Raw genomic sequence first — 25680 nt, 5'->3', positions numbered from 1 at the left:
CGGGCGTTGCTCCAATTCCTATACCCATCCCGGCAGGAGACCTACATGTCAGACCTGCGCCTGCGGCCGCGCCGCGCCGTCCTGTTTTCCCTGCTGGCGCTGTGCGCCGGCGTTTCCGCTCCGGCGCTGGCCGCCGACAGCTATCCCGACAAGCCGATCCGCATGATCGTGCCCTATCCGCCGGGCGGCGCCACCGACGTGATCGGCCGCGTGCTGGCGCAGGAACTCACCGGCGCGCTGGGCCAGTCGGTGGTGGTGGAGAACCGCGCGGGCGCGGCCGGCAACATCGGCGCCGACCAGGTCGCCAAGGCGCCGGCCGACGGCTATACGCTGCTGATGGGCGCGCTGACCAGCCATTCGATCAACGCCGCGCTGTACCGCGGCCGCGTCACCTACGACGTGGAAAAGAGCTTCGCGCCGGTTTCCATTGTCGGCACGGTGCCGCTGGTGTTCGTGGTGAACCCGTCGGTGAAGGCCAACACGCTGGCGGAATTCATCGCGCTGGCCAAGTCCAAGCCGGGCTTCATCACCATGGCCTCGGCCGGCAACGGCTCGCCGCAGCACCTGGCCGGCGAAATGTTCAAGCGCACGGCGGGCGTGGACGTGCTGCACGTGCCCTACAAGGGCAGCGGCCCGGCCATGACCGACCTGATGGGCGGCCAGGTACTGAGCATGATCGAGACGGTGCCGGCGGCCCAGGCCAACATCAAGGCCGGCAAGCTGCGCGCGCTGGCGGTGACTTCGCCGCAGCGTGTGGACGCGCTGCCCGACGTGCCCACCGCCGAGCAGGCCGGCCTGAAGGGCTTCGAGGTCAGCTCCATGTTCGGCATCGTGGCGCCGGCCAACACGCCCGCGCCGGTGATCGAGCGCCTGAACGGCGAACTGAAGAAGATCCTGGCCAAGCCCGACGTCCAGGCCTCCCTGCTCAAGCAGGGCGCGATCGCCACCTGGACCACGCCGGCCGACGCCAGCGCCCGCGTGTCGGCCGAAGTGGCGCGCTGGACCAAGGTGATCGACGAGGCCGGCGTCAAGGGAGAGTGACGATACGCCCGCGTCGAGGTTGCGCCGTTACGTCACTTGCGGACGTTCCGGCGCGGCTGTGTCGGGCGCGCAACAAGGCTTGCGTGAAAATGCAAGCGCGCGCATCAAACGGTTTGCGGCCCCTGGGGATTGTTGCGGCAAGACGCCGCAACGCCCCTGGGACCGGCCGCAATATTCCGCAATAATCCCCGGCGGCCCCTCTGGGGGAGGTTGACCCTGAATTGACTAAGCCGTAATGTACTTTGCGGGCCGCTCTAGGGCGGCAGGGGGATACAAACGTGACAGACAGCCAGGACGAAAGATCGATCCTGTATACGCATTTCGGCACGCATAGCCCGTACTGGCGCCTTGCCGCCGATAGCGATGCATTCGAGCTGGCCGCGGTCAAGGGCGCGGCGAACATCGCCACGGCCCTGCGTCCCGAGCAGGCGGCGGCGATACGCGCGCTGACCGGCATTACCTCCAGCCTCCAGATCGACATCACGCTGTACGGAGACCCGGTGCGTCTGCACCTGGTGGGCCGCAAGATCAACCCCAACGAATGGGCCGGCACCGCGTCCGCCCATTCCGATACCGCATCCGTCGCCAAGGACCTGGTCGAGGGCCTGTCCTTCGCCGAGACCGTGGTGTCCGAGGCCAACTCGGTCATCGTCATCGTCGACCAGCACGGCCGGGTGCAGCGCTTCAACAAGCTGAGCGAGGAATACACCGGCAAGCGCGAACAGGACATCGTCGGGCGCAGCGTGTTCGACATGTTCATGACGCGCGAAGAGGCCATCGCGTCGCGGCGCAACATCGCCGAGTTCTACAAGCACGGCCAGTCCTACGAGGCCGAGCGGGTGATCAACACGGTCAAGGGCCCGCGCCTGTTCCTGTTCCGCAACAAGTTCGTCACCAGCGGCAGCGGCGAGAAACGCACCTACCTGATCTGTTCGGGCACCGACATCACGGAAGAACGCCAGGCCCAGGAACGCCTGCGCGTGCTGGCCAATACCGACATGCTGACCAACCTGCCGAACCGCCACGCGATCACGACGCGGCTGAAGACGGCGCTGGCGGCCGGCGCGGACGCGCGCGGCGGCGTGCTGTTCCTGGACCTGGACAATTTCAAGCGCATCAACGACCACTACGGCCACGGCTTCGGCGACCACCTGCTCAAGGCGGTGGCGGTGGCCATCTCGTCCTGCCTGTCCGAAGGCCAGACGCTGGCGCGGCTGGGCGGCGACGAATTCATCGTGCTGCAGGAAGAAGCCCAGCCCTGGGAATTGGAAGCCACCGCCCAGCGCATCATCGAGCGCCTGCGCGAACCGTTCCGCCAGGGGCTGATCGAGGTCTACACCAGCTGCTCCATCGGCATCGCCATGTACCCCGACCACGGCGACGACCTCGACAGCGTGGTGCGCAGCGCCGACATCGCCATGTACGTGGCCAAGGAAGCCGGACGCCATACCTACCGCGTGTTCCAGCCCGAGATGGACCGCCGCAACGCGGACTACGTGTGGCTCGACACCAACCTGCGCAAGGCCCTGACCGAAGGCCACCTGATGCTGTACTACCAGCCCAAGCTGGCCGGACGCACGGGCGAGGTCACCAGCGTCGAGGCGCTGCTGCGCTGGCGTTCGCCCGAGCGCGGCATGGTCTGTCCGAGCGCCTTCATTCCCTATGCCGAGGAATCGGGCCTGATCTCGCCGCTGGGCGTCTGGGTCATGCGCGAGGCCGCGCGCCAGGCGGCCGCCTGGAAGCAGGACGGCCTGAACATCCGGATCGCCGTCAACATCTCGGCGCGCCAGCTGAACGACAAGGGCGTGGTCAGCGAGTTCATGCGCGCGACCAGCGACGCCGGCCTGGATCCGTGCCTGCTGGACATCGAACTCACCGAAAGCTGCCTGATCGAAGACGAAAACGCGGCCATAGAACTGATCAAGCAGTTCCGCCAGCTGGGCGCGCGGGTGCACCTGGACGACTTCGGCACCGGCTATTCCTCTCTGTCGCAGCTGGCCCGGATTCCGCTGGACGCGATCAAGCTCGACGCCAGCTTCGTGCGCGGGGTCAACGAGAATCCGGTGTCGCAGGCGCTGGCGCGCGCCATCGTCGCCGTGGCGCGCACGCTGGAACTGAAGGTGATAGCCGAGGGCGTGGAAACCCTGGAGGAAGCGGTGTTCGTGGACTCGCTCGGGGTGGACGCCAAGCAGGGCTATCTGTACGCCAAGCCCATGCCGGCGGCCGAATTCTCGGCCTGGCTGGCCCAGCGCCGCCGGCTGCACCTGATCGCCTGATCGCTTGCAGCAGCCGGCCCGGCGCGCCGGGGATCAATGCATGGTGGCTTCCGTGCCCGACTCGGACGTGACGGCGCTGCGCCGGTTCTGCGCCATCACCAGGCGTTCCATGTAGGCGCGGTCCTTGGGATCGATCGAGAACGCGGCCTCGACCCAATCCTCGGTGATGTCCATCAGCTCGGAGCGCGGCAGGCTCAGCACGCGCTGGCGCGCGCGCAGCATGGCGCGCATGCCGTTGAGCTTGGGCCGCATCACGTCGATGAAGGTGCGCGTGGCCTTGTAGGCGTCGCCCGGCTCGAACAGCACGTCCACCAGGCCGCGCGCATGGAACCATTCGGCGGTATGGGATTCGCCCGTGCCGATCAGTTCCTCGGCCAGCTTCATGCCCGAACGGCGCGCCACCAGCGAGTACCCGCCCATGCCCGGGAACAGGTTGAACGCCATTTCCGGGAAGCCCATGCGGGCGGTGTTCTGGGCCAGGACGAAGTGGTGCGCCAGCGCCGCCTCGAAGCCGCCGCCCAGCGCGGTGCCCTCGATCATGGCCAGCGAGATCGCGCCGGTGTCGAAGCCGCGGGTGGCGGCGTGCACGCAATCCACGCAGGCCCGGGCGTAGGCCCGCAGGGCCTCGCGGCGGCCGGTGCGGATCGCCTCGGCAAAGAAGTTGAGATCGCCGCCGACGTTGTAGATCTGCGGCACCAGCGAGCCCGTGACCCAGAAGTCGATGGGTAGGCCGGAATCCTTGGCGGCGCGCGCCAGGGTCATGATCTCGTCGATCAATTCATGGTTGAAGCACGGCCGCGGGTGTGCCCGCAGCATCATCCACATGACTCGACGTCCCTCCTCGTAAAACGCGGAGATCTGCTTCAGATTGCCGGCGGCGGTGAAGGGGTGGCAGTCCGGATGAATGAGCTGATTCATTTACTTTCGTCCAATCGATCAAGGTGAGTCGGAGTACTGCGGCTTCAGCCTAATACAGACCTTCGGGCTTCCGTCTCATGCAAAACTCATGCGACTGGCCAGAGTTCTCCGTAATGCAAAGGCCGGAGTGATCGTTGGAGAAAAAATGCGGGCGCGGCGCGGCGCTCAACCCCTCAGCCGAGGCGCGCATACGGAGAAGGGATGAGGGGGCGAGCAAATACGCGGCTCTCCGGGCGGCGCCCGGCGAGCCGGGCGGGGTGGCCCGGCTCATGCTTAGGAACGAGGGGGAGAGGGCGACGGCCGCCGCCTTCAGACGATGCCGGTCAGGTAATAGACGGCGATCGTCACGAAAACCGACAGCGTCGAGATCAGCGTGATGGCGAAAATATCGCCGTAGGACTGGCGGTGGGTCAGGCCGGTCACGGCCAGCAGCGTGATCACCGCGCCGTTGTGCGGCAGCGTGTCCATGCCGCCGCTGGCCATGGCGGCGATCCGGTGCAGCACCTCCATCGGGATGCCGGCGGCGTTGGCGCTGTCGATGAAGGTCTGCGCCATGGCGGCCAGCGCAATGCTCATTCCGCCCGAGGCCGAACCGGTGATGCCGGCCAGCGAAGTCACGGCCACCGCCTCGCCGACCAGCGGGTCGGGTATGGCCTTGAGCGCGTCGGCCACCAGCAGAAAACCCGGAAGCGCGGCGATCACGCCGCCGAAGCCGTACTCGGCGGCGGTGTTCATGGAGGCCAGCAGCGCGCCCGACACCGCGCTCTTGCTGCCTTCGGCGAAATGCGCCCGGATGGCCGAGAACGAGAACAGCAGGATGGTGGCGATGCCCGCGATCAGCGCGCCCATGACCGCCCACAGCGCGACCTGGTCCTGCGCGTTGACCGGCAGCGGCTGGGGCAGGCCGGGTAGCGCCACTTCGGAACCGGCCGGATACCAGCCCGGAATCCAGCGCGTCAGCAGATAGTTGGCCACGCCCACCACCACCAGCGGCAGCAGCGCGATCAGCGGATGGTGCTGGCGCTCGCCGGGCGGGGTGGCGGGCTCGTTGCGCAGGTCGGTGCCGTAGGTTTCGCCGGCCGCCGCCGCGCGCTTGCGCCGCCATTCCAGGTAGGCGATGCCGGCCGTCAGCGTGCAGGCCGCGCCGATCAGGCCCAGCCACGGCGCCGCCCAGGTCGTGGTCTCGAAGAACGTGGTGGGGATGATGTTCTGGATCTGCGGCGTGCCGGGCAGGGCGGTCATGGTGAAGGTGAACGCGCCCAGCGCGATCGCGCCCGGCATCAGCCGCTTGGGGATGCCGCCCTGGCGGAACATCTCGGCGGCGAAGGGGTACACCGCGAACACCACCACGAACAGCGACACGCCGCCGTAGGTCAGCACCGCGCAGACCAGCACGATGGCCATGATGGCGCGCTCGGCACCGATCAGGCGCAGCACCGCCTGCACGATGGCGCGCGAAAAGCCCGACAGCTCGATCAGCTTGCCGAACACGGCGCCCAGCAGAAAGACGGGGAAATAGAGCTTGGCGAAGCCCGCCATGCGCTCCATGAAAATGCCCGAGAACACCGGCGCCAGCGCCGATGGGTCCGTCAGCAGCACCGCGCCCATGGCCGCGATGGGCGCGCAGAGAATCACGCTATAGCCGCGATACGCCGCCAGCATCAGGAACGCCAGCGCCGTCACCACGATGATCAATCCGGTCATTCGGTACTCCAGGAATGAAGAGACGAGGGGTGAGGGGCCTCCACCTTACCGCAACAAACCGGATTGCTTATTGCGCGATCAGCGCGCCAGCAGCGCCTGCGCCTGGGCCGCGATGTCCAGGTCGACGGCGGCGTCGTCGCCATCGTTCAGGTACCAGGCGGCGGACAGCCCGCACCAGGCCACCACCCACTGCAGCAGCCGGCGGCGCTCCAGGCCGGCTTGCCCGGCCACGATTTCCAGGCGCCGCTCGAAGCGGCCGGGCACGATGGCCACCGGCGGTTCGGGGTCCGACAGGTCCGGGTTGCAGAAGATGTTTGCGTAGTCGAACGCGCGCTCGCCATACAGGCGCTTGGGATCGATGACCAGCCAGCCGCGAGCGCCGAAGTCCAGGATGTTGTCGTGGTGCGCGTCGCCATGCAGCACCGCCAGGTCCCGCTGGCTGTCGAGCAGGACGCGGGCATGGCGGGCGCTCTCGGCCAGGATGCCGCCGCGCGCGCGGGCGGCGGGCCAGAGATCGGCGAACCAGGACTCCAGCGGGCGCAGTTCGGGCAAGGGCTTGGCCCGCGGCGCGTGCAGTTCCTGAAGCACGCTGCAGATGATGCGCGTCGCCTCGTCGTCGCGGCCGTTGCGCGCATACTCCGCCAGCGAGCGGCCGCCGGTGGCGCGCTCCAGCACAATGGCCTCGTCGTCGTGCGCGAGCACGCGCGCCGCGCCGTGCCCGTCCCACCAGCGCATCAGCACGCCGCCCTGTTTTTCATCTTCCTCGTGGGAGACCTTGAGCATGGCGGGCTGGCCGCGATGCAGCACCGGCAGCAGCCGCGCCGCATGGGTGACGATGGGGGCGCCGTCGGGCGTCAGATTCCAACGGGACAGGTAGGCGTCGAACATGGCAGCCGTGGCGGTCTTGATCGGAAGGCCTATGGTAGTGGAAGCGGCGCTCGGCTCCGGCTCAGCGCGCGCCGCGACCCGGCTGCAGCCCGGTGAGCGCCGCGGCCAGCAGATTGACCGCGGCGCTGATGGCGATGGGCAGCGTGTAGCCGCCGCGCAGGTCATAGGCGTAGCCGGCCGCAACCGGGCCGATCAGGGTGCCGAACGCCACGCTGGTGTACAGCACGCCGATGATGCCGCTGACATGGCGGCCGCCGAAGTAGTCCATGACCACGGCAGGCAGCAGCGCGACCCAGCCGCCGTAGAACAGACCGAAGGCCAGCGCGAACAGCGCCAGCGTCCAGAACTGGCCGCAGGCGCCCCATAACGCCAGCGTCGCCGCCATGCCGGCATACATGGCGGCCAGCGACGCGCGCCGGCCCAGGCGGTCGGCCAGCGCGCCCAGCAGATAGCGGCCGGCCGTGCTGCCCGCGCCTATCGAGCCCAGCAGCAGTACGGCGAGCGCCGGCTCGATGTCCCGGTCCAGGGCGTAAGGAACCAGATGCACGAAGGGGACGAATACGCCGAAGGCGCCGGCCAGGCAGGCCAGGTACAACAGGACGAAAGCCTTGCTGCGCACCGCCGTCCGCACCGGCAGGCCGGGCGCCGCCGCGCGCGCCGCGTCGGCGGGCCGCGGACCGGCTGCGCCGTCGGGCAGCAGGCCGCGGTCCGCGGGAGAATTCTCGATCCAGCGCGCCGCCGCGCAGCCGGCCAGCGCCACGCCCGCGGCCAGTATCAGATACGCGCCGCGCCAGCCCCAGTGGTCGATCAGGACGGCCGCCAGCGCCGGCACCAGCAGCGTGCCCACTCCGATGCCGCTGACCGCCAGTCCCGACGCCATTGCGCGGCGGCGTTCGAACCAGCGCTGCACCGCGCCGACCACCGGCACGTAAGAGCAGCCTATGCCCAGTCCGACGCCCAGGCCATACGCCGCGTAGACCTGCGTCATGTTGCGCGCCGCGCCCGCCAGCGCGAGGCCCGCCGCCAGCAGCAGCATCCCGGCCACGGCCAGCCGTCGTGAACCGTAGCGGTCGGCCAGCGGACCGCTGATGGCGCCGAAGCCGAAATACAGAAAACCCGCCAGCGAGAACACCAGCGATACTGCGCCGCGGGTGGCGGAGAACTCCTGTTGCAGCGCCTCGACGAACGCGCTGAAAGAATACGCGCTGCCAAAGCCGAGCAAGGTAATGGCAAAGGCGGCGGCCACCACCCGCCATCCGTGGAAGATCGGTGCGGCGCGGCTGCGGCCGCCCAGCGGTTGCGCGGGGGTGGTCATTCGGCGTACTCCCGCGGGCGGCTCAGGTGCCAGCGCGTCGCCGCCTGGAAGGCGGCGCCCAGGCGCAACAGCGTGGCCTCGTTCAAATGAGCCGCCACGAGCTGCACGCCCATGGGCATGCCTGCTTCGCACAGTCCGGCGGGCAGCGTCAGGCAGGGATGGCCGGTCATGTCGAACACGCAGGTATAGCGCTGCAACGCGGCCACCAGCCCTGGCTGGCGGCCCAGCGTGCTGACGGTGGCCAGCGTCAGCGGCGCCATCGGCTGTACCGGCGTCAGCAGCGCATCGACGCCGCCGAACAACGCGTCCACCTTGCCGCGCAAGGCCATGCGCCGCAGCAGGATGCGCTGGTAGTCCGTGCCGGACAGCGCCAGCCCCGCGTCCAGCACGGACGCCAGGACCGGGCCGTAGTCGGCGCTGCGCGCGGGATAGCTGGACGCGTGCGCCACGGCCGCTTCCACCGCGCAGTTCGGCGCCCAATCGCGTACGGCCTGTTCCGCGTCGGCGGCCGGAAAGCGCAGCGGCACCAGCGTCGCGCCCAGTTCCTGGAACACCTGCGCCGCGGCGGCCGTCATGGCCAGCGTCTGCGCGTCCGCGCCGTCGCCGTTCCAGTCCGCGTCGATGCCGATCCGCAGTCCTTGCGCCGGCTCCCCGGCCAGCCGGGCGTAAGGCGGCACGGGCGCCTGCAACGCGGTCGGGTCCAGCGGGTCGGGGCCGGCGATAGCCTGCAGCAGCACCGCGGCGTCGCGCGCGCTGCGGGCCATGACGCCCATGTGATCCAGCGACGGCGCCAGTTCGAAGGCGCCGTGGCGGCTGACGCGGCCCCAGGTCGGCTTGATGCCCGTCAGCCCGGCGGCGGCGCTCGGCCAGCGGATCGAGCCGCCGGTGTCCGAGGCCGTCGCGCCGAAACACAGGCCCGCCGCCGTCGCCACCGCCGATCCGCTGGACGAGATCCCGGTCCAGTAGGCGGCGTTCCATGGGTTGCGCGGCGGCGCGATGTCGGGATGGTGATCCGAATAGGCGCCCTCGGTCATCTGCAACTGTCCCAGCAACACCGTGCCCGCCTCGCGCAGCCGGCGCGTCACGGTGGCGTCGTAGTCCGCCGGCTTGTCACGGTGAAGCACGCCGCCGGCGGCCGTCGGCACGCCTTTGCGCCGGAACAGATCCTTCAACGCGATGGGCACGCCGTGCAGCGGACCGCGATAGCGGCCGGCGCGGATCTCGGCCTCGGCCGCCTCGGCCTCGCGCAGCGCCGACGCCGCCGTAACGCGGGCATAGCTGCGCAAGACGCCGTCCAGTTTTTCGATTCGCTGCAATTGGGCGCGCGTGACCTCGACCGGCGACGCGTCGCCCGACCGGATCAGCGCGGCCAGCTCGGTCAGTTCCAGATAATGGAGGGCAGCGCCCGGCTTGATGGCTGGTAGGGAGTTCATCTATGCTTTATCTAACGTGTACAAGGGCAAGGACTGCAAGTTAATCCCTGGAAACAAGCCCGTACAAGCCATGATTTCTATGCTTTTCGCATTAGAAAAACTAAACATTGTGTCGCCATCCAGATTGCCTCCGCTAAACGCTTTGCGCGCCTTCGAGGCCGCGGCCCGCCACCTGTCGGTAAAGGCCGCGGCCGAGGAACTGTGCGTGACGCCCGGCGCGGTCAGCCAGATGGTCAAGACGCTAGAGCAGCATCTGGGCGTGGCGCTGTTTCTGCGCATGAACCGCCGCATCCAGCTCACCGACGCGGGCCGCGATTTCCTGCCGCCGGTGCGCAACGCCTTCCGCCAGATACTCGCGGCCTCGGCGCGCGTCGCCTCGCCGCCGGCCAGCCGCGTTCTCGTGGTCGGCACCACCGCGTTCTTCGCCTCGGCCTGGCTGATCCCGCGGCTGGCCGATTTTCATGCCCGCCATCCCGAAATCGATTTGCAGATCGTCACGGGCAACGCCCTGGCGGCGTTCGGTCGCGACGGCGCGGACATCGCGATCCGCCACGGACTGGGCCGCTATCCGGGCTTGCAGAGCGAACACCTGTTGACCGTGGCGGTCGTGCCCGTGGCCGCGGCCGGACTCGTCGCCACCCTGGGCATGCCGCGCAGCGCGCGCGACCTGCTGGACTGGCCGCGCGTGCACGATCAGGCGCGCAGCGGCTGGCAGCTATGGTTCGCGGCCCAGGGCGTCGAAGACGCGGGTATGCCGAGAGGTCCGGCCTTCGACGACGGCGGCCTGCTTCTGAAAGCGGTCGCCGCGGGGCAGGGCGCGGGCCTGTTGCCGGCCGCGATGGTGGCCGACGAACTGGCCTCGGGCCGCCTCGTGCAACTGGCGGACCAGGCCAGGCTGGAAGAGTTTGCGTACTACCTGGTCTGGCCGGGCAGGGCCGCGCTGCCGGACAAGGCGCGCGCGTTTCGCGACTGGCTGCGGGAATCGGGCGCCCGATGAGCGCGCCTCAGGCGCTGCCCGCCGCGGTCAGCGCCGCGGCCCGCCGCGCCAGTTCCGCCACGCCCAGGCTGGTGGCCAGCGTATGCCGTTCCAGTTCGTGCAGCGGCACCCAGCGGGCCTCGCTGGCGTCGTCGCCGGCGACGGGCTCGCCCGACCGCCAGCGGCACAGCACCGCGATCAGGATGAAATGGCGGCGCAGCGCGCCCGACTCGTCGCGGTCGAACACGTCCACCGCGTCGAACACCTGCACCGGCTCGGCGCGCACACCGGTTTCCTCCAGCAGTTCGCGCGCGGCGGCGTCCTCGATGCGCTCGCCGGCCTCGATCTTGCCGCCGGGAAACGCCCAGCGGCCCGCATCGGGAGGATTGGCGCGGCGAACCAGCAGCACCTGGCCGTCGCGCACCACGGCCGCGATCGTGGCGGGAATGGGATGTGTGGTCATTGCGGAGTGTTATTTGAGCGCCGGGCCGGGATACGCCGCGGCGGACCTGCCTGTCGTGTTGACCCGTTCATCATATGACAGTAGCGCAAATCCCCGTGGTGCCGGCCCCGATTCCTGGTGCACACTGTCGCCACGCGCCGCCACGAGCGCATGCGATCGACAACAGGGGCTTGCAGCATGGACACACCGGACCGGCAGTTGCGCTATTTCCTGCGGATAGCCGAATTGAAATCGCTGTCGCGGGCGGCGGAGGAGCTGGATCAGACGCAGTCCGGACTCAGCCGGCAACTGGCCGCGCTGGAAGCGCACGTGGGCAAGCCGCTGTTCACGCGCACCGGGCGCGGGGTGGAACTGACCGAGGCCGGGGCCCGCCTGTTGGACGGCATATCGCCGGCCTACCGCAGCATCGACCGTACGCTGGAGGCGGTGCGCCAGCGCGAGGGCATCACCCAGGGGACGGTCCGTCTGGCCACGGTGCATACGCTGAGCTATTACTTCATGGCCGAGGTGGTGGCCAGTTTCGTCAGCAGGCATGATCACGTGAATCTTTCCGTCATGGGCCGCAGTTCGCCCGAGGTGGTGGCGCTGGTGGAAAGCGGCAAGGCGGACGTGGGCTTCGTCTACGATTCGGCGGTCGCCTCGGACAACCTGGCCTCGACCACGCTGTTCGACGACGATATGTGCCTGATCGTGCAGGGCGGCCAGCCGTTGGTGGACAACGCGGACCTGGCTGGCATGAGCCTGCGGCTGGTCGGTTTTCCGCCGCATTACGCCCTGCGCAAGATGATCCACAGCGCCGGGCTGGAGCCCGAGTTCGTCGCCGAGGCCGAGACCATAGACGCCATGCTCAAGCTGGTGTCTTCCGGGGTGGGCGCCTGTATCCTGCCTTCGCGCATCCCCGACAAGCTGCTCAACGACTACGGCCTGCGCAAGGTTCGCATCCACAGCCCGATCCTGCGGCGGCGCGTGGTCGCCATCACGCTTGCGCGCCGCCAGCCTTTGCCTCTGGTGAGCGACCTGTTGGCCAGCGCCGTCCGCATCGCCCTGCAATAGCCCGGCGGCCGCCTCGAACGGCGCGCCGAATAGCAGCTATGACCCTGGCTGCATGGCTGGATTGCGCCGCGGTTTCCATACTGTCGATACTGCGCGCGCCGTGCGCCGCAGGCATAACAGGGGAAGACATGAATACCGCGTTAAGGGAAAAATCCTACTTCGACACCCGCGCCACGCAGGAAATGGCGCGCCATCTGCATGCCGTGCCGCGCAGCATCCAGGAGACCATGGCCTACGCCTGTCGCATCCTGGCCATGACCGAGCAGGAGGCCGGCCTGGCCGGGCAGATCAGCATGCGCTCGCAGCGGCCCGGCGCCTATTGGACGCTGCGCTTCGGCCTGGGCTTCGATGAAGCCACGCCGGCCGATTTCATCGAGGTCGACCGCGACCTGCACACGCTGACGGGCGAGGGCATGGCCAATCCGGCCACGCGTTTTCACCTGTGGGTCTACGAGGCCCGGCCCGACGTGCAGTCGATCATCCACACGCATTCGCCCTGGGCCTCGGCGCTGGCGGCGGCCCGCCAGCCGCTGGTGGTCGCCCAGATGGACATGACGCCGCTGCATGACGATTGCGCCTTTCTGGGCGAATGGCCGGGCGTGCCGATCGCAGACCAGGAGGGCGTCATCATCTCCCAGGCGCTGGGCGCCAAGCGGGCCATCATCCTGGCCCACCATGGCTATCTGACGGCGGGCCAGTCCTGCGAAGAGGCGACCTACCTGTCGGTGTACCTCGAACGCGCCGCCCGCATGCAGATCCGCGCCCAGGCGTTCGGCCCGCTCACGCCCGTGGACGATGCGCTGGCGCGCGAAGCGCACGACTACCTGCTCAAGCCCTCGATCGTCAACGCGACGTTCAACTACTGGGCCCGGCAGACGCATGGCGTCGCGCCCCTGCCGCTGCCGGCCGCCTGACGCCGCTGCGCGGCATTCCTCCAGACACTTTTCGGGGAGTCACGACATGATGACGACCAAGCCAGCGGCTGCGCGCTCGCGCCGCGAATACGTGACGGCCGGACTGGCCAGCATGATGGGCACCACGATCGAGTGGTACGACTTTTTTCTTTATGGCACGGCCGCGGCGCTGATCTTCAACAAGATCTTCTTTCCGGCCTTCGATCCGCTGACCGGTACGCTGGCGGCGTTCGCCACCTATTCGGTGGGTTTTTTCGCGCGGCCGCTGGGCGGCGTGATCTTCGGCCACTACGGCGACAAGATAGGCCGCAAGTCCATGCTGCTGATCACGCTGCTGCTGATGGGCGTGCCCACGATACTGATCGGACTGATTCCTTCCTACGAGCAGATCGGCTACTGGGCCGCGGTGCTGCTGGTGCTGATGCGTTTTCTGCAAGGCATCGCGGTGGGCGGCGAATGGGGCGGGGCGGTGCTGATGGCGGTAGAGCACGCTCCCAATGGCAAAAAGGGCTTCTTCGGCAGCCTGCCGCAGGCCGGCGTGGCGCCGGGCCTGATCCTGTCGTCACTGGCGATGGGGGCGGTCGCGTCCCTGCCCGAGGCCGACATGCTGGCCTGGGGCTGGCGCCTGCCGTTTCTGGCCAGCGTGGTGCTGCTGCTGGTGGGCTGGTTCATCCGCGTCAAGGTGGCCGAATCGCCGGACTTCGAGCAGATGCGCGACAAGGGCGCCAAGGTCGAAGTGCCGGTGGCCGAGGTGCTGAAAAACCATCGCCGCGCGCTGCTGGTGGTGGTGGGCGCGAGGCTGGCGGAAGTGACCTGGTTCTATACCGTGGTGACGTTTTCCCTGGCCTACGCGACCGGCACGCTGGGCATCCCCCGCTCGGTGATGCTGGACGCCACCATCTGGGGCGCGGCGCTGGCGCTCATCACCATGCCGCTGTTCGGCATGCTGGGCGACCGCATCGGTCACAAGTGGGTGTTCATGGCCGGCACCATCGGTATCCTGGTGTGCGCGCCGCTGTTCTTCCTGTGGCTGGGCAGCCGTGAGACTGGCTGGATCATCGCGGCGGTGTGCCTGGCGATCGGCCTGGTGTATGCCTGCCTGTACGGGCCGGAGGGCACACTGTTTTCCAGCCAGTTCCCGGCCCATGTGCGCTATACGGGAATTTCGCTGGCGGTGCAGGTCTCCGGCGCCATCGGCGGCGGGCTTGCGCCCATCGTGGCGACCTGGCTGCTGGCCAAAGGCGGTGGCGATCCCAAGTACGTGGTGTGGTATCTGGCGCTCCTGGGGCTGGTCGCCCTGTACAGCGCCTGGCGCATGCGCAGCGAAGCCGCTGCGCCCGTGCTGCGCGTGCCGACCCGCACGGACCTGAGGACGCCATGAAGACCATCGATTATTACTTCTGGATGAATTCGGACTGGGCATACCTGGGCGCCGACCGCCTGGAGGCGCTGGCGGCCAGGCGACAGGCGGCGATCCGCTACCTGCCGGTAGACCTGCCCGAGGTCTACGCCCGCACCGGCGGCATATTGCTGGGCCGGCGCGCGCCAGAGCGCCAGGCCTACCGCGTGGCGGAACTGGCGCGCTGGTGCCGCAAGCTGGGCATCCACGTCAATCCGCAGCCGGCCCACATGTGCCCGGACGCCAGCCTGGCCTCGCGCATCGTCATCGCGGCCGACAGCGCGGGCCTGCCGGTGGCGGCCCTGTACAAGGCCATTCTGAAAGCGCAGTGGTGCGACGAGCAGGATATTTCCGACCCGGCCACGCTACGCGCCATCGTGCAGCGCGAGGGCCTGGACGCCGCGGCGCTGCTGGAGGCGGCGGCGCGGCCCGAAACGGAGGCAGCCTATCGGCGCAACACCGATGCCGCGGTGGCAGCCGGGGTATTCGGGTCGCCGTCCTACGTCTATCGCGGCGAGCTGTTCTGGGGGCAGGACAGGCTCGACATGCTGGAGGAGGCGGTCGCGGCCTAGGCGGCGCGCCGCCCGTTTCACCGCGCGGTCGCGCCTGCTTCGGCCTGGCTGCGGCCGCGCGCCAGGAATTCGGCGGCACGCACGATGTCGACGTCGTTGCGGCGGTCCTCCGCCATGTAAGGAACCTGCTTGCGGAACTCGCGCCACAAGGCCCCGGTGCCCGCACCGGTCTTGAAATCGGGCTGTTTCGCAATGCGCAGGTCCACCGCCTGGGCGGCGTGCATCAGCTCCACCGCCAGCAGCGTCGTCATGCGGTCGACCTGGGCGGCCAGCCTGCGTCCGGAGGCGGGCGCGTTGGTGCCCACGTCCTCGATGTTTCCGGCCTGGGGCTGCACGTCGGTCGACATCGGCATGGACAGGGTCCGGATCTCCGCCGCCAGCGAGGAGACGGTTTTCTGGATGGGGCCATAGCCGATCGCGCCGTTGCCCGGGCTCAGAAACCTCGGCAGGCCGGTGAAGCCCGGGTCCGTCAGCCTGAGCGTGCGTTGCGTCGACAATTGCGCCACCTGGGACAGGGCCACCGTCATGCCCTGCAGGGGCAGCGCCCAGCCGCTGGGATCGAATCCGGCGCTGGGCAGCACGGCGCCGCGGACGGGCCCTTCGGTGACGTAGAACTGGCGCTCGTAGGGCTGCGCCGTCTCGGGCGGGCGGGCGTCCAGGGCCACGGTGGGATTGTCGTCGGAACTGTTGATCTGCAGCTGCAGCTGCCGTTGCAGCAGGTCCAGCATGTCGCGCGCCGCGCCGTGCGCCTGGCTCACCGTGCGAAAGCTCAGCGGGTCCTGCAGCGGCCGCTGGGCGTCCTGCTGCCAGAGCGAACTGCCTTGCAGCATGGCCGTCATGTGCTGCGCCGTGCGCAGTTGCCCGCCGTAGGGGCGCTGGGCCTGCGCGGCCGGCAGTATCGGCGCGAGATTGCCGTTCAGGCCTTCCAGCGACAGCGCCGCGACCGTGTCGGCCTGCGTCAGCAGCCTGGCGGCGTCCAGCGCCGCCAGCGATGCGACGGCGGCGCCATAGGCGTTCGAACTGACGATGGACAGCGCGTCCTTGCCGAAGGGCCGCACCGGCTCCAGGCCGGCCTGGCGCAGCGCCTCGGCCGCGGGCAGGCGCCGGCCGCCATAATAGGCTTCGCCTTCGCCCGTCATGGCCAGTCCGATCTGCGGCAGGATCGTGATGTCCGCTTCCCCGACCGAGCCTTCGCCGAACATGACGGGAGTGATCCCGCGGTTGATGAATTCGGCGTACTGGCGCAGCACCGCCGGCTGCATGCCCGAACCGCCGAACAGGGCGGTATTGAGCCGGATGAGCATCGCCGCGCGCGTGACGTCCTGCGGCGACTCGGCGCCGTAGGCGGCGCTGTGCGAGCGCAGCAGGTTGCGGTTGAACTGTTCCGACAGCTTGCGGACCTCGGCCGAAATCTCGCTGCCCTCGAAAATGGTCTGGTCCTTGTTGAGTCCGACGCCGCGGTTCAGGCCGTACACGGGACGTTCCAGCCGGGCATACGCGAGCAGAAGGTCGTACGAACGCTGGGCCCGCAGCATGGCGTCGTCGGCCAGGGTCACGCCGCAGCCCCGCCGGGCCACGGATTCGACCTGCGCCAAGGTGAGCGAGCGGCCGTCGAGCGCGACCGGATCGCAGGCGGGGGCGGCGGTCGCCGCGGACGCAAGCAGGGCCGCCAGCAGCATGGCCGCAGGCAGGGCGGCGCGCGCAGGCGGGGCGAGGGCGGGGACGGGATGGCGATTGCAGTCGGGCATCAGGACTCCTGGCGAGAGGAAATGGGCGTGGCGCCGCCGCGGGCGACGGAGAGGCCCGCGGCGATGGAGGTCGAGGCGTTGCCGGTGCTAAGGGCGGGCCTGGCCGCGCAGCGGCAGGCGCAGCAGGTCCTGGCCCAGCACGACCGGGCCCGGGAAGGTCTGGCGGGCTTTTTCCCAATGTTCGGGGGGCGCGTCGCCGGGCACCAGATGCGACAGCACCAGCGTCTTGACGCCCGCACGGGCGGCCACTTCGCCGGCCTGCTCGGGGGTGGTGTGCGCTTCCAGCAACTGTTTGGCCAAGGCCTGCTGGCGCGCGTTCCAGGGCTTGGCGCCGACGATGTGGTCGACCCAGGCCGGATCGATCGCCTCGTGCACCAGAACGTCGGCGCCGCGCGCCAGCCTGATCAGGTTTTCGCTGACCGCGGTGTCGCCCGAGAACACCACCGAACCCGCGGCGGTGTCGAAACGATAGGCGAAGTTGGGATACACCAGCCCGTGCGGCACCAGCACGGCGCTGACCTTGACGCGCTCATCCTGCCAGACGGGGAACGGTTCCATCGGCGGCGCCGGGTCCGTGTTCGGGTCCCGCACCACGCCGGCCGGCACGGCGATATCGTGCGCGTCGAAGAACTGGCGGATGTCCGGCACGCCTTCGCTGCGCACGCGTATGTTGAGGTCGGCCGACATGCCGGCGACGACCGATTCGACCAGATCGCGGGTTCCGGCCGAGGGGTTTTCGGCATGGATCACCGGATCGTCCTTCATGCCGGGCGCCAGCGGCGGCAGCACGCCGCGGCGTCCGGGGCCGTAGATCTGCATGGAGGCCTTGGCCCGGCGCCGGGCGCTGGGGTCGTACATCAACAGGGTGGCCAGGTCGATGACATGGTCGGTGTGCAGGTGGGTGAAGAACAGCGCCTGCTCCGCGCCGGGCTTGACGCCGGCGCGCCGCAGCTGGCGGTAGGCGCCCGAACCCAGATCGACGATATAGGCCCGGCCGTCCACCACCACCGCCGACGAGATTCCATGGGGCGAGTCCTCGCCGTACCAGGTCGGTCCTCCGGCCACGCCGAGCAGGACCAGCTCGGCCGCGGGCGGGGGTTCGGCCGCGAGCGAACCCGAAGCCAGGCTCGCCAGCGCGAAGGCGGCGGCGATCAATGTCTTGCGTGCTTTGGCGTTAAACATGGCGGCTCTGCGGAAGAAGGGTCAACGCGACCAGCGCAACCGCGCTGGCGCCCATTACATACAAGGCGGGGGCGAACGCGATCCCCGTGGTGTAGGTGATCCAGGTCAGGATGGCGGGGGCGAAGCCGCCCAGGACGGTGACCGCCGTGTTGTACGACAGGGACATGCCCGAGGAGCGCACCGCGGTGGGAAAGACCTCGGACAGCGCCGCCGGCGCCACGCCCACATACAAGGACACCATCAGGCAGAACAGCGACTGCACCACGATGAGCGTGCCCTGGGTATGCGAGTCCCGCAGCCACATCATGAGCGGATAGACGGCGAGCAGCATGATGAGGGCGGCCACGCGCAGCACGTTGCGGCGGCCGTAGCGGTCCGACAGCGTGCCGGCGAAGACGCAGCCCCCGATCAGGAACAGGTTGCCCACCAGGGCGGCCAGGAAGGCTTGCGAACTGGAAAAGCCCATCGACTTCTGTACGTAGATGGGCATGAAGATGATCAGCGCATAGGGGCCGATGGCCCACAGCACGGAGATGCACAGGCCCGTCAGCAGCTCTTTGGGATAGTCGCGGATCACCGACAGCAGCGGCGTTTTGACGGGCTTGCCCTGGCGGGCCTGGCGCGCCTGTTCCTCGCGGAAGTGCGGCGTTTCGTCCAGCGCCCGGCGCATCCACAGGCCGACCGGCGCGATCGCCAGGCCGATGATGAACGGCACGCGCCAGCCCCATTCGCCCACCTGCTGTTCGGTCAGCAGCGTGGTGACCAGGGTCGCGACCAGCGCGCCCAGCAGGTTGGAGATGCCCATGCTGGCCTGCAGCCACGAGGCGTATTGGCCGCGCTTGCCTTCGGGCGCATGTTCGACCAGGAAGGCGGTGGCGCCGCCCACTTCGCCGCCGGCCGAAAAACCCTGCAGCACCCGGCCGCACACGATGAGCAGCGGCGCGCCCACGCCGATCGCCGCATAGGGAGGCGCGGCGGCGATGAGCAGCGTTCCCAGGGCCATCAGCATGATGGTCAGCGTCAGCGCCGCCTTGCGGCCGGCGCGGTCGCCGTAGGAGCCCAGCACCAGCGCGCCCAGCGGCCGCACGACGAAACCCAGCCCGAAGGCCAGGAACGACGCCATCAGCTGGACCGCCGGATCGGAGTTCTGGAAGAAGTTCTGCCCGATGTACACCGCGAACAGGGCATAGACCGTGAAGTCGTACCATTCGAGCGCATTGCCGGCCGACGCGGCGATGACCGCCTTGCGTCCGCTGTGCATGCCGGCCGCTGGAGCGGACTCATGGTCCGGCATGGCGGCGGCTCCCGGGTTGAGCGTGATGTCTTTCATTTTTTCCCCATCGAGGTCGTGTGCGCCTGTATGACGCTATATGTATCGCCTGTGGCTCTCCCGCCTCGGGCGGGAGAGGGTTTTCGCTTGCTACGCTGGCCGGCTCGAGGCCAGTTCGGAAAGATGGTGCTGGCGCGAGCCGAACCGGGCCTCGATCACCGTCACCCGCTTGAAATGCGCGCCGACCTGCAATTCCTCGGTCATGCCGATGCCGCCATGGAGCTGGATCGCGCCCTGGCCGACGATGCGCGCGGACCTGCCGACCTGCGCCTTGGCCATGGAAAGCAGCCGCGTCGCCTCCGGCAGGCCTTCGGCCAGCGCCATGTTGGCCGCCAGGGTGAGCGAACGGGCTTCTTCCAGCGCCGTGTACATGTCCACCTGCCGGTGCTGCAGCGCCTGGAAGGCGCCGATGGCGCGCCCGAACTGCTGGCGCACTTTCAGATAGGCCAGGGTTGCGTCGTGCATGGCCTGCATCGCGCCGACGGCGTCGCCGCACAGCGCGCCGATCGCGTGCGCGTACAGGTCGTCCAGCACGGCGGCGCCTTCGTCCGGCCGGCCCAGCACGGCGGCCCGGTCGATGCGCACGTCGTCGAAGCGCAGGTGCGCGGCGTTGCCGCCGTCCAGCCTGCGGAAGGCGCGCTGCGTCACGCCCGGCGCGTCGGCCGGCACCAGGAACAGGGTGATGCCGTCGCGCTCGCCCGGCTGGCCGGCGGTGCGCGCCGACACCATGAACGCCTGTGCGCCCGGCGCGTCCGACACCGTGTGCTTGGCGCCCTGCAGCACGTAGCCGTCGCCGTCGCGCCGCGCTTTCATGGCGACGGCGTAGCGGTTTTCGTGCGCGCCGGCCTCGCGGTGGGCCAGCGCCATTCTGTAGTCGCCGCGGGCAAGCGGGCCCAGGCAGGCTTCGCGCTGCGCCGGGCTGCCGTGGCGCAGCAGGCAGCCCGCGCCCAGGACGGCGGTCGCCAGGTAGGGCTCGCCGGCCAGCGCCTTGCCCAACGCCTCCATGACGATCATGGCCTCCACCGGCCCGCCGCCGATGCCGCCCAGGTCTTCCGGCAGCAGCAACGCCAGCCATCCCAGTTCGGCCATCAGCGTCCAGTCTTCCGGCGCATAGCCGCGGGCGCTGGCGACCAGGCGCCTGCGCCGTTCGAAATCGCCGCAGTCGCGCACGTAGGCCTCGGTGCTGTCCTGCAGCATGCGCTGCACTTCATTGAACGAAAAATCCATCGTCGTCTCCTACAGCGCCAGCACGTGCTTGGCCAGAATGTTGCGCTGGATTTCGTTGGACCCGCCCCAGATCGTGACCTTGCGCAGATTGAGGTAGAGCGGCCCGGCGGCCGCCGCGAAATCCGGACCCAGCGCGTCGGCGTCGGCGCCCGTTCCGTCCAGCAGCGCTTCGTCCAGGGCCAGCGCGTCCGCGCCCAGGCAGTCCATGGCCAGTTCGCTGATCGACTGTTCGATTTCCGTGCCGCGTATCTTCAGGATGGAGGCGGCGCTGCCGGGACTCTGGCCCGCGTTCATGGCGCTAAGAAAGCGCAGCTCGGTGTATTCCAGCGCGCACAGCTGCGTTTCCAGGTCCGCCACGCGCAGGCGCAGGGCAGGGTCGTCCAGCCGGCAGCCGCCCATGCCGTCGGGCAGGCGCTGCGCCACGCCCTTGACCCGCGACAGCAGGCGTTTGGAGCGGGCCACGCCCGAGATCACGAAGCGCTCGTGTTCGAGCAGGAACTTGCCGTAGGACCAGCCGGCGCCTTCTCCGCCGACCAGCTGGGAAGCCGGAACCCGCACGTTGTCGAAGAACACCTCGTTGACTTCGGCGTCTCCGTCCAGCATGCGGATGGGGCGCAGGCTGATGCCGGGCGAGCGCATGTCCAGCAGCAGGAAAGAGATGCCCTGCTGGGGGCGTTCTTCCTTGCTGGTGCGCACCAGGGCGAACATCCAGTCGGCCCATTGCGCCCAGGTGGTCCAGATCTTGGAGCCGTTGACGATGTAATCGTCGCCGTCGCGCACGGCCGTCGTGCGCAGCGAAGCCAGGTCCGAGCCGGACCCCGGCTCGGAATAGCCCTGGCACCACCAGTCGCGGTTGGCCAGGATGCGCGGCAGAAAGCGCGCCTTCTGCGCTTCGTCGCCATAGGTGTAGATCACCGGCCCCACCATGTTGACGCCGAACTGCACCAGCGGCGGACAGGGCTGCGCGCCATACTCCTGCTGGAACAGATACTTCTGCACCGGGCTCCAGCCGGGCCCGCCGTACTGCTCGGGCCAGTTCACCGCATACCAGCCGCGCGCCGCCAGGATGTCCTGCCAGCGCACGTAATCGCTGCGTTCCAGACGCAGCCCCAGTTCCACCTTGCGCCGGATATCGCTCGGCAGGTTCTGCGCGATGAAATCGCGTACTTCGCAGCGGAATCGCTCTTCTTCCGGGCTGAACCGCATTTCCATTCCGTTTCTCCTCAGATCACGCCCGCCGCGCGCAGGCCGTCGATGGCCGCGGCGTCCATTCCCAATACCTCGGCGAGCACTGACGCGCTGTGCTGCCCCAGCGTCGGCGCGCCATCCAGCCTGCCCCGCGCCACCCCGGAAAAATGCACCGGCTGCTCGACCAGTTCCACCTCGCCCAGCACGGGGTGGAGCGCGCGGGTGGCCAGCCGCCGCACGCGCGCCTGTTCGCTGTCGATCGCCTGGGCCGTGTCCTGGATGGGCGCGGCGGGTACGCCGGCTCGCGTCAGGGCCGCCACGGCCTCTTCCACGCTTTGCGTCGTGCTCCACGCCTCGATCAGCGGCCGCAGCTCGGCGTCGTTGCGGCTGCGCTCGCCGTCGCTGCCGAAGCGCGGATCGGCGGGCAGGTCGGGCCGGCCTATGGTGTCCGCCACCGCCTGGAACAGCTTGTCGTTGGCCGCCGCGATGACCAGGTGCCCGTCGCGCGCGGCGTAGGCGCCGAAGGGCGAGCTCAGCGGATGCCGGTTGCCGACGCGCACCGGCGGGACGCCGCCGAACAGGTACTGGGCCAGCGCGGTGGGCTGCATGGCCAGCAGCGCATCGAACATGGCCACATCGATATGGCGGCCGCGTCCGCTGCGTTCGCGGTCGTACAGGGCGGCCATGATTCCCCAGGCGGCGAACATGCCGGCGCAGATGTCGCCGACCGACTCGCCGATGAGCGTCGGCGCGCCGTCGGCCTCGCCGGTCAGGCTCATCATTCCGCTCATGGCCTGCGCCACCACGTCGTAGGACGGCCGCCCCGCGTTGGGGCCATTCTGGCCGAACCCGGAGATGCTGCAATACACCAGGTCGGGTTTGCGCCCGGCCAGCTCGGCATAGCCGATGCCCAGCCTGTCGGCCACGCCGGGCTTGAAGTTCTCGATGACCACGTCGCTTCTGGCGGCGAGTTCGCGCGCGATGCGCTGGCCCTCGGCATGCTTCAGGTCGAGGCGCACGCTTTTCTTGCCCCGGTTGTTGAGGATGAAGTTGGTGCTTTCGCCCTGGACCATGCGGCCCATGTGCCGCTGGTCGTCGCCTTGCGGCGGTTCGACCTTGATCACCTCGGCGCCCAGGTCGGCGAGCATCGCGGTGCAATAGGGCCCGGCTAGCACCCTCGTGAAATCCAGCACCCGCAAGCCTTGCAGCATTTTGTTTTCCATGTCGCCAGTCGCCATGCCCGTGGAATCAACGGCCGCCCGCGGCGGTATCGATGCGGGCGATTCCCTTTTTGTTCACCTCGTCCAGGGCCTCTTCGTAGCCGGCGTCCGCATAGCGCAGCACGCCGCTGGCCGTGTCGTTGGTCAAGGACAGGCGCAGCCGCTCGTCGGCAGCGCTGGAGCCGTCGGCCACGACGGTGACGCCGGCGCTGGTCATGTAGCCGCTGTATCCGCCGCCGCCCGAATGGATCGCCACCAGGTCGGCGCTGGACGAACAGTTGATCATCGCGTTGAGCAGCGGCCAGTCGGCAATGGCGTCCGAGCCATCGCGCATGTTTTCCGTCATGATGTTGGGGTGGGCCATCGCGCCGGCGTCCAGGTGGTCGCGCGTGAAGGCGACCGGCGCGCTCAGCTCGCCGTCGCGAACCATCCGGTTCACCTCCAGCGCCAGTTCGGTGCGTTCGCCGTGGCCCAGCCAGGCGATGCGCGCGGGCAGCCCCTCGAACGGCACCTCTTCGCGCGCCAGCCTGATCCAGTTGGACACGATGAAGTTGTCCGGAAAACGCCGCAGCAGGAAATCGTCGATCTTGCGGATGTCTTCGGGATCGTTGGACAGCGCGATCCAGCGGAACGGGCCGATGGCGCGCGCGAACAGCGGCCTCAGGAAGGCTTCCGTGAAGACCGGGATCTCGAAGGCGCGCTCGACGCCGCCCTGGCTGGCGTGGGTGCGGATGAGGTTGCCGTTGTCGAACACCACCGCGCCGCGGTCCTTGAAGCCCAGCATCGCGGTGACGTGGCGCACGATGGACTCGCGGCTGGCGTCCATCAGGCGGGAAACGTCGGTGCGGCGCAATTGCGCCACCTGCTCCAGCGTGTAGCCGGCGGGGATGTAGCCGTAGACCAGGTCATGCGCCGACGTCTGGTCCGTGACGATGTCCGGCACGATGCCGCGCGCCAGGATCTCCGGATAGACGTCGGCGGCATTGCCCAGCAGGCCCACGGAAATGGGCTCGCGGCGGGCCTGCGCCTGGCGGATCAGTTCCAGCGCTTCGTCCAGCGAGTCCGCGCGCCGCTCCAGGAAGCCGGCCTTGATCCGTTTTTCGATGCGTTCGGGATTGATCTCGACCGTGAGGATGGCGGCGTTCGCCATGCGGCCGGCCAGCGGCTGCGCCCCGCCCATGCCGCCCATGCCCGCCGTCAGGATGAAGCGGCCGCGCAGGTCATTGCCGAAATGGCGCTCGGCGATGCGCGAAAAGATCTCGTAGGTTCCCTGGATCACGCCTTGCGAGCCGATGTACTGCCAGTCTCCCGCCGTCAGCCCGCCCCAGCAGATCAGGTTGTCCCGTTCCCACTGGTAGAAATTCTCGGCCCGCGCCCATTGGCCGACCATATTGCAGTTGGCCATGATGACGATGGGCGCCTGCGGATGCGTGCGCAGCACGCCGATGGGCTTGCCCGACTGCACGATCAGGGTCTGGTCTTCTTCCAGGTCGAGCAAGGCCTGCACGATGGCGTCATGCGAAGGCCAGTCGCGCGCGGCCCGGCCCAGCGCGGCATAGACCACCAGGTTGTCGGGGTCCTCGCCCACGGCCAGCACGTTCTCCAGCAGGCGCAGCAAGGCTTCCTGGCGCCATCCTTTGCAGCGCAGCGCATTGCCGCCGGGGATATTGAATTCGCGTTTCACGTCGGTGTTCCTCAGGGTGCCAGTGCGTAGTCGGTGAAGTTCATGCCCAATGCCTTTTCCACGATCGGATAGACCGAGGGATCGGTGACGCTGGAAGACAGGGGGATGTGTTGCTTGCTGACGTGCAGGATGCTGACCTCCAGGCCCGGGCGCAGCTTTCCGGCGCTTACCGGGTTGCCGTCGGCGTCCAGCGTGGTGATGACGTCCGGATAGCAGGCGATGCGTTCGCCGTGGGCGTCGGTCACCGCCATGTGTTCGTTCATCACGTGGATCACGCGCTTGCCCGCGCCTTCGCCGATTTCCACGGTGCCGATGTCGAAGGCTTCCTCGGTGTATTGCAGCGTGTTGCGCACGACCTTGCCCGAGCCGATGATTTCGCCGGCAGTGGCCTTGCAGATGGCGTCGATCACGGCGCTGCCGCCGCGCGGTTGCGCCGCGAGTATGGCCTCGCCCAGCGCCAGGGCCTTGCTGATGCCGCCCAGCGCCGCATGCCGGCGCACATACGACGCGCGTATCGGGTTGCGGCAGCTTGCGATGAAGCCGCCCGCCATGTCCGCGGCCTTGCGCAGCACCGGCGACACCTTGCCGGTGGCGCCGTGGACGGTCAGTTCGATATAGGAGTTGCTGGCGCGATTGCCGCCGACGGCGCACTGGATCATCGGCTCGGGGCTGCCCGCCATGCCCAGCGAGCCCATGTCGCCGGTGGGGTGGGCGCGGATGTCGCCCACGGCGTCCACGACCTTGGTGCCCAGCACCGCCGAAGGCAGCCAGCCGTTGAGGGTGCTGGACATGCCGTTCTGGCCGATGATCAGCCCGTACACGGGTTCGCCCAGCGCGTCCTGCAGCCGCTGCGCGGCCTTGACGTAATCGATGCCCAGCATCTGCCAGTCGGTCAGTCCGCCCGGGGCGCCGATGGCCGCGGCCGTGGCGATCCAGGCGTCGTCCGGCACTTCGTCCATCGAGACCAGTTCCGGCCGGCCGATGGTGACCGCCATCGAACCCAGTTCACGGCCGTGCTCGGCCCAGCCGCCGCCGCCGCAGGCGAATACCGAGCCGCCCCGGACCGCCGCCTCGACATCGCGCATAGTCAAGATTCTTCCCATGATGCCTTCCTCCCGATTGCTGTTGAAACCTTCCCGCGCGTTGGAC

The 25680-nt window shown here is 68.9% G+C and carries 21 protein-coding genes; 7 read left to right on the top strand and 14 right to left on the bottom strand.

The window, feature by feature from the left end; all coding sequences use genetic code 11:
- The first annotated feature begins 45 nt into the window (after positions 1 to 45).
- Positions 46 to 1041, top strand: coding sequence for a tripartite tricarboxylate transporter substrate binding protein (locus A6B37_RS07900; protein WP_102771478.1), 996 nt, complete (start codon positions 46 to 48; stop codon positions 1039 to 1041).
- Positions 1042 to 1319: 278 nt separating this feature from the next.
- Complete coding sequence (gene pdeR, locus A6B37_RS07895; RefSeq protein ID WP_111825399.1) at positions 1320 to 3317, top strand: cyclic di-GMP phosphodiesterase; 1998 nt, start codon at positions 1320 to 1322, stop codon at positions 3315 to 3317.
- A 33-nt stretch (positions 3318 to 3350) separates the two neighbouring features.
- Here pdeR and A6B37_RS07890 read toward each other — a convergent pair whose 3' ends face one another.
- The 5 genes from A6B37_RS07890 to A6B37_RS07870 all read right to left on the bottom strand — a co-directional run bounded on the left by A6B37_RS07890 (position 3351) and on the right by A6B37_RS07870 (position 9575).
- Complete coding sequence (locus A6B37_RS07890) at positions 3351 to 4235, bottom strand: crotonase/enoyl-CoA hydratase family protein (protein WP_102771476.1); 885 nt, start codon at positions 4233 to 4235, stop codon at positions 3351 to 3353.
- 309 nt (positions 4236 to 4544) lie between these two features.
- Positions 4545 to 5939 carry a GntP family permease gene (locus A6B37_RS07885; RefSeq protein WP_102771474.1) on the bottom strand — a complete coding sequence of 465 codons (1395 nt, stop codon included), beginning with the start codon at positions 5937 to 5939 and terminating at the stop codon, positions 4545 to 4547.
- 78 nt (positions 5940 to 6017) lie between these two features.
- Positions 6018 to 6827 carry an aminoglycoside phosphotransferase family protein gene (locus tag A6B37_RS07880; RefSeq protein WP_111825398.1) on the bottom strand — a complete coding sequence of 270 codons (810 nt, stop codon included), beginning with the start codon at positions 6825 to 6827 and terminating at the stop codon, positions 6018 to 6020.
- Between the two features lie 61 nt (positions 6828 to 6888).
- The gene (locus tag A6B37_RS07875) at positions 6889 to 8142 is read right to left on the bottom strand and encodes an MFS transporter (protein WP_111825397.1); all 1254 of its coding nucleotides are present in this window, start codon (positions 8140 to 8142) and stop codon (positions 6889 to 6891) included.
- Positions 8139 to 9575: an amidase gene (locus tag A6B37_RS07870; RefSeq protein WP_111825396.1), complete on the bottom strand. Its 1437-nt coding sequence runs from the start codon at positions 9573 to 9575 to the stop codon at positions 8139 to 8141. Before A6B37_RS07870 ends, A6B37_RS07875 begins: the two co-directional genes overlap by 4 nt.
- Before the next feature lie 109 nt (positions 9576 to 9684).
- Here A6B37_RS07870 and gcvA point away from each other — a divergent pair, with 109 nt between their 5' ends.
- Positions 9685 to 10572: a transcriptional regulator GcvA gene (gene gcvA, locus A6B37_RS07865; protein ID WP_102771466.1), complete on the top strand. Its 888-nt coding sequence runs from the start codon at positions 9685 to 9687 to the stop codon at positions 10570 to 10572.
- Positions 10573 to 10579: 7 nt separating this feature from the next.
- Here gcvA and A6B37_RS07860 read toward each other — a convergent pair whose 3' ends face one another.
- Positions 10580 to 11014: an NUDIX hydrolase gene (locus A6B37_RS07860; protein ID WP_102771465.1), complete on the bottom strand. Its 435-nt coding sequence runs from the start codon at positions 11012 to 11014 to the stop codon at positions 10580 to 10582.
- Positions 11015 to 11191: 177 nt separating this feature from the next.
- On the opposite strand from A6B37_RS07860, the gene A6B37_RS07855 reads away from it, so the two are divergent.
- The 4 genes from A6B37_RS07855 (at position 11192) to A6B37_RS07840 (ending at position 14952) form a co-directional block, all read left to right on the top strand.
- The gene (locus tag A6B37_RS07855) at positions 11192 to 12067 is read left to right on the top strand and encodes a LysR family transcriptional regulator (RefSeq protein ID WP_111825395.1); all 876 of its coding nucleotides are present in this window, start codon (positions 11192 to 11194) and stop codon (positions 12065 to 12067) included.
- A 128-nt stretch (positions 12068 to 12195) separates the two neighbouring features.
- The gene (locus tag A6B37_RS07850; RefSeq protein WP_102771463.1) at positions 12196 to 12981 is read left to right on the top strand and encodes an aldolase; all 786 of its coding nucleotides are present in this window, start codon (positions 12196 to 12198) and stop codon (positions 12979 to 12981) included.
- A gap of 46 nt (positions 12982 to 13027) precedes the next feature.
- The gene (locus A6B37_RS07845) at positions 13028 to 14362 is read left to right on the top strand and encodes an MFS transporter (protein ID WP_111825394.1); all 1335 of its coding nucleotides are present in this window, start codon (positions 13028 to 13030) and stop codon (positions 14360 to 14362) included.
- Positions 14359 to 14952, top strand: a complete 594-nt coding sequence (locus A6B37_RS07840; RefSeq protein WP_111825393.1) for a 2-hydroxychromene-2-carboxylate isomerase — start codon at positions 14359 to 14361, stop codon at positions 14950 to 14952. The genes A6B37_RS07845 and A6B37_RS07840 overlap by 4 nt, the downstream gene beginning before the upstream one ends.
- A 17-nt stretch (positions 14953 to 14969) precedes the next feature.
- On the opposite strand, the gene A6B37_RS07835 is transcribed toward A6B37_RS07840, so the two are convergent.
- The 8 genes from A6B37_RS07835 to A6B37_RS07800 all read right to left on the bottom strand — a co-directional run bounded on the left by A6B37_RS07835 (position 14970) and on the right by A6B37_RS07800 (position 25634).
- Positions 14970 to 16631, bottom strand: coding sequence for an aromatic amino acid ammonia-lyase (locus A6B37_RS07835; RefSeq protein ID WP_246842434.1), 1662 nt, complete (start codon positions 16629 to 16631; stop codon positions 14970 to 14972).
- Positions 16632 to 16787: 156 nt separating this feature from the next.
- The gene (locus A6B37_RS07830; RefSeq protein WP_111825391.1) at positions 16788 to 17882 is read right to left on the bottom strand and encodes an MBL fold metallo-hydrolase; all 1095 of its coding nucleotides are present in this window, start codon (positions 17880 to 17882) and stop codon (positions 16788 to 16790) included.
- Positions 17875 to 19212 carry an MFS transporter gene (locus tag A6B37_RS07825; protein WP_102771458.1) on the bottom strand — a complete coding sequence of 446 codons (1338 nt, stop codon included), beginning with the start codon at positions 19210 to 19212 and terminating at the stop codon, positions 17875 to 17877. Before A6B37_RS07825 ends, A6B37_RS07830 begins: the two co-directional genes overlap by 8 nt.
- A gap of 90 nt (positions 19213 to 19302) precedes the next feature.
- Positions 19303 to 20439: an acyl-CoA dehydrogenase gene (locus tag A6B37_RS07820; RefSeq protein WP_111825390.1), complete on the bottom strand. Its 1137-nt coding sequence runs from the start codon at positions 20437 to 20439 to the stop codon at positions 19303 to 19305.
- Between the two features lie 9 nt (positions 20440 to 20448).
- Complete coding sequence (locus tag A6B37_RS07815; protein WP_111825389.1) at positions 20449 to 21651, bottom strand: acyl-CoA dehydrogenase family protein; 1203 nt, start codon at positions 21649 to 21651, stop codon at positions 20449 to 20451.
- Positions 21652 to 21662: 11 nt separating this feature from the next.
- Complete coding sequence (locus tag A6B37_RS07810; protein ID WP_102771855.1) at positions 21663 to 22838, bottom strand: CoA transferase; 1176 nt, start codon at positions 22836 to 22838, stop codon at positions 21663 to 21665.
- Positions 22839 to 22875: 37 nt separating this feature from the next.
- The gene (locus tag A6B37_RS07805) at positions 22876 to 24531 is read right to left on the bottom strand and encodes a urocanate hydratase (RefSeq protein WP_111825388.1); all 1656 of its coding nucleotides are present in this window, start codon (positions 24529 to 24531) and stop codon (positions 22876 to 22878) included.
- Positions 24532 to 24542: 11 nt separating this feature from the next.
- Positions 24543 to 25634 (bottom strand): DUF917 domain-containing protein, encoded by a 1092-nt coding sequence (locus tag A6B37_RS07800; protein ID WP_111825571.1) that lies wholly within the window; start codon positions 25632 to 25634, stop codon positions 24543 to 24545.
- Positions 25635 to 25680 lie beyond the last annotated feature (46 nt).

This window comes from Achromobacter sp. HZ01, from assembly GCF_003267925.1.
Classification (GTDB): Bacteria; Pseudomonadota; Gammaproteobacteria; order Burkholderiales; family Burkholderiaceae_B; genus Achromobacter; species Achromobacter pulmonis_A.
This window is presented reverse-complemented; position numbering and strand designations above follow the sequence as displayed.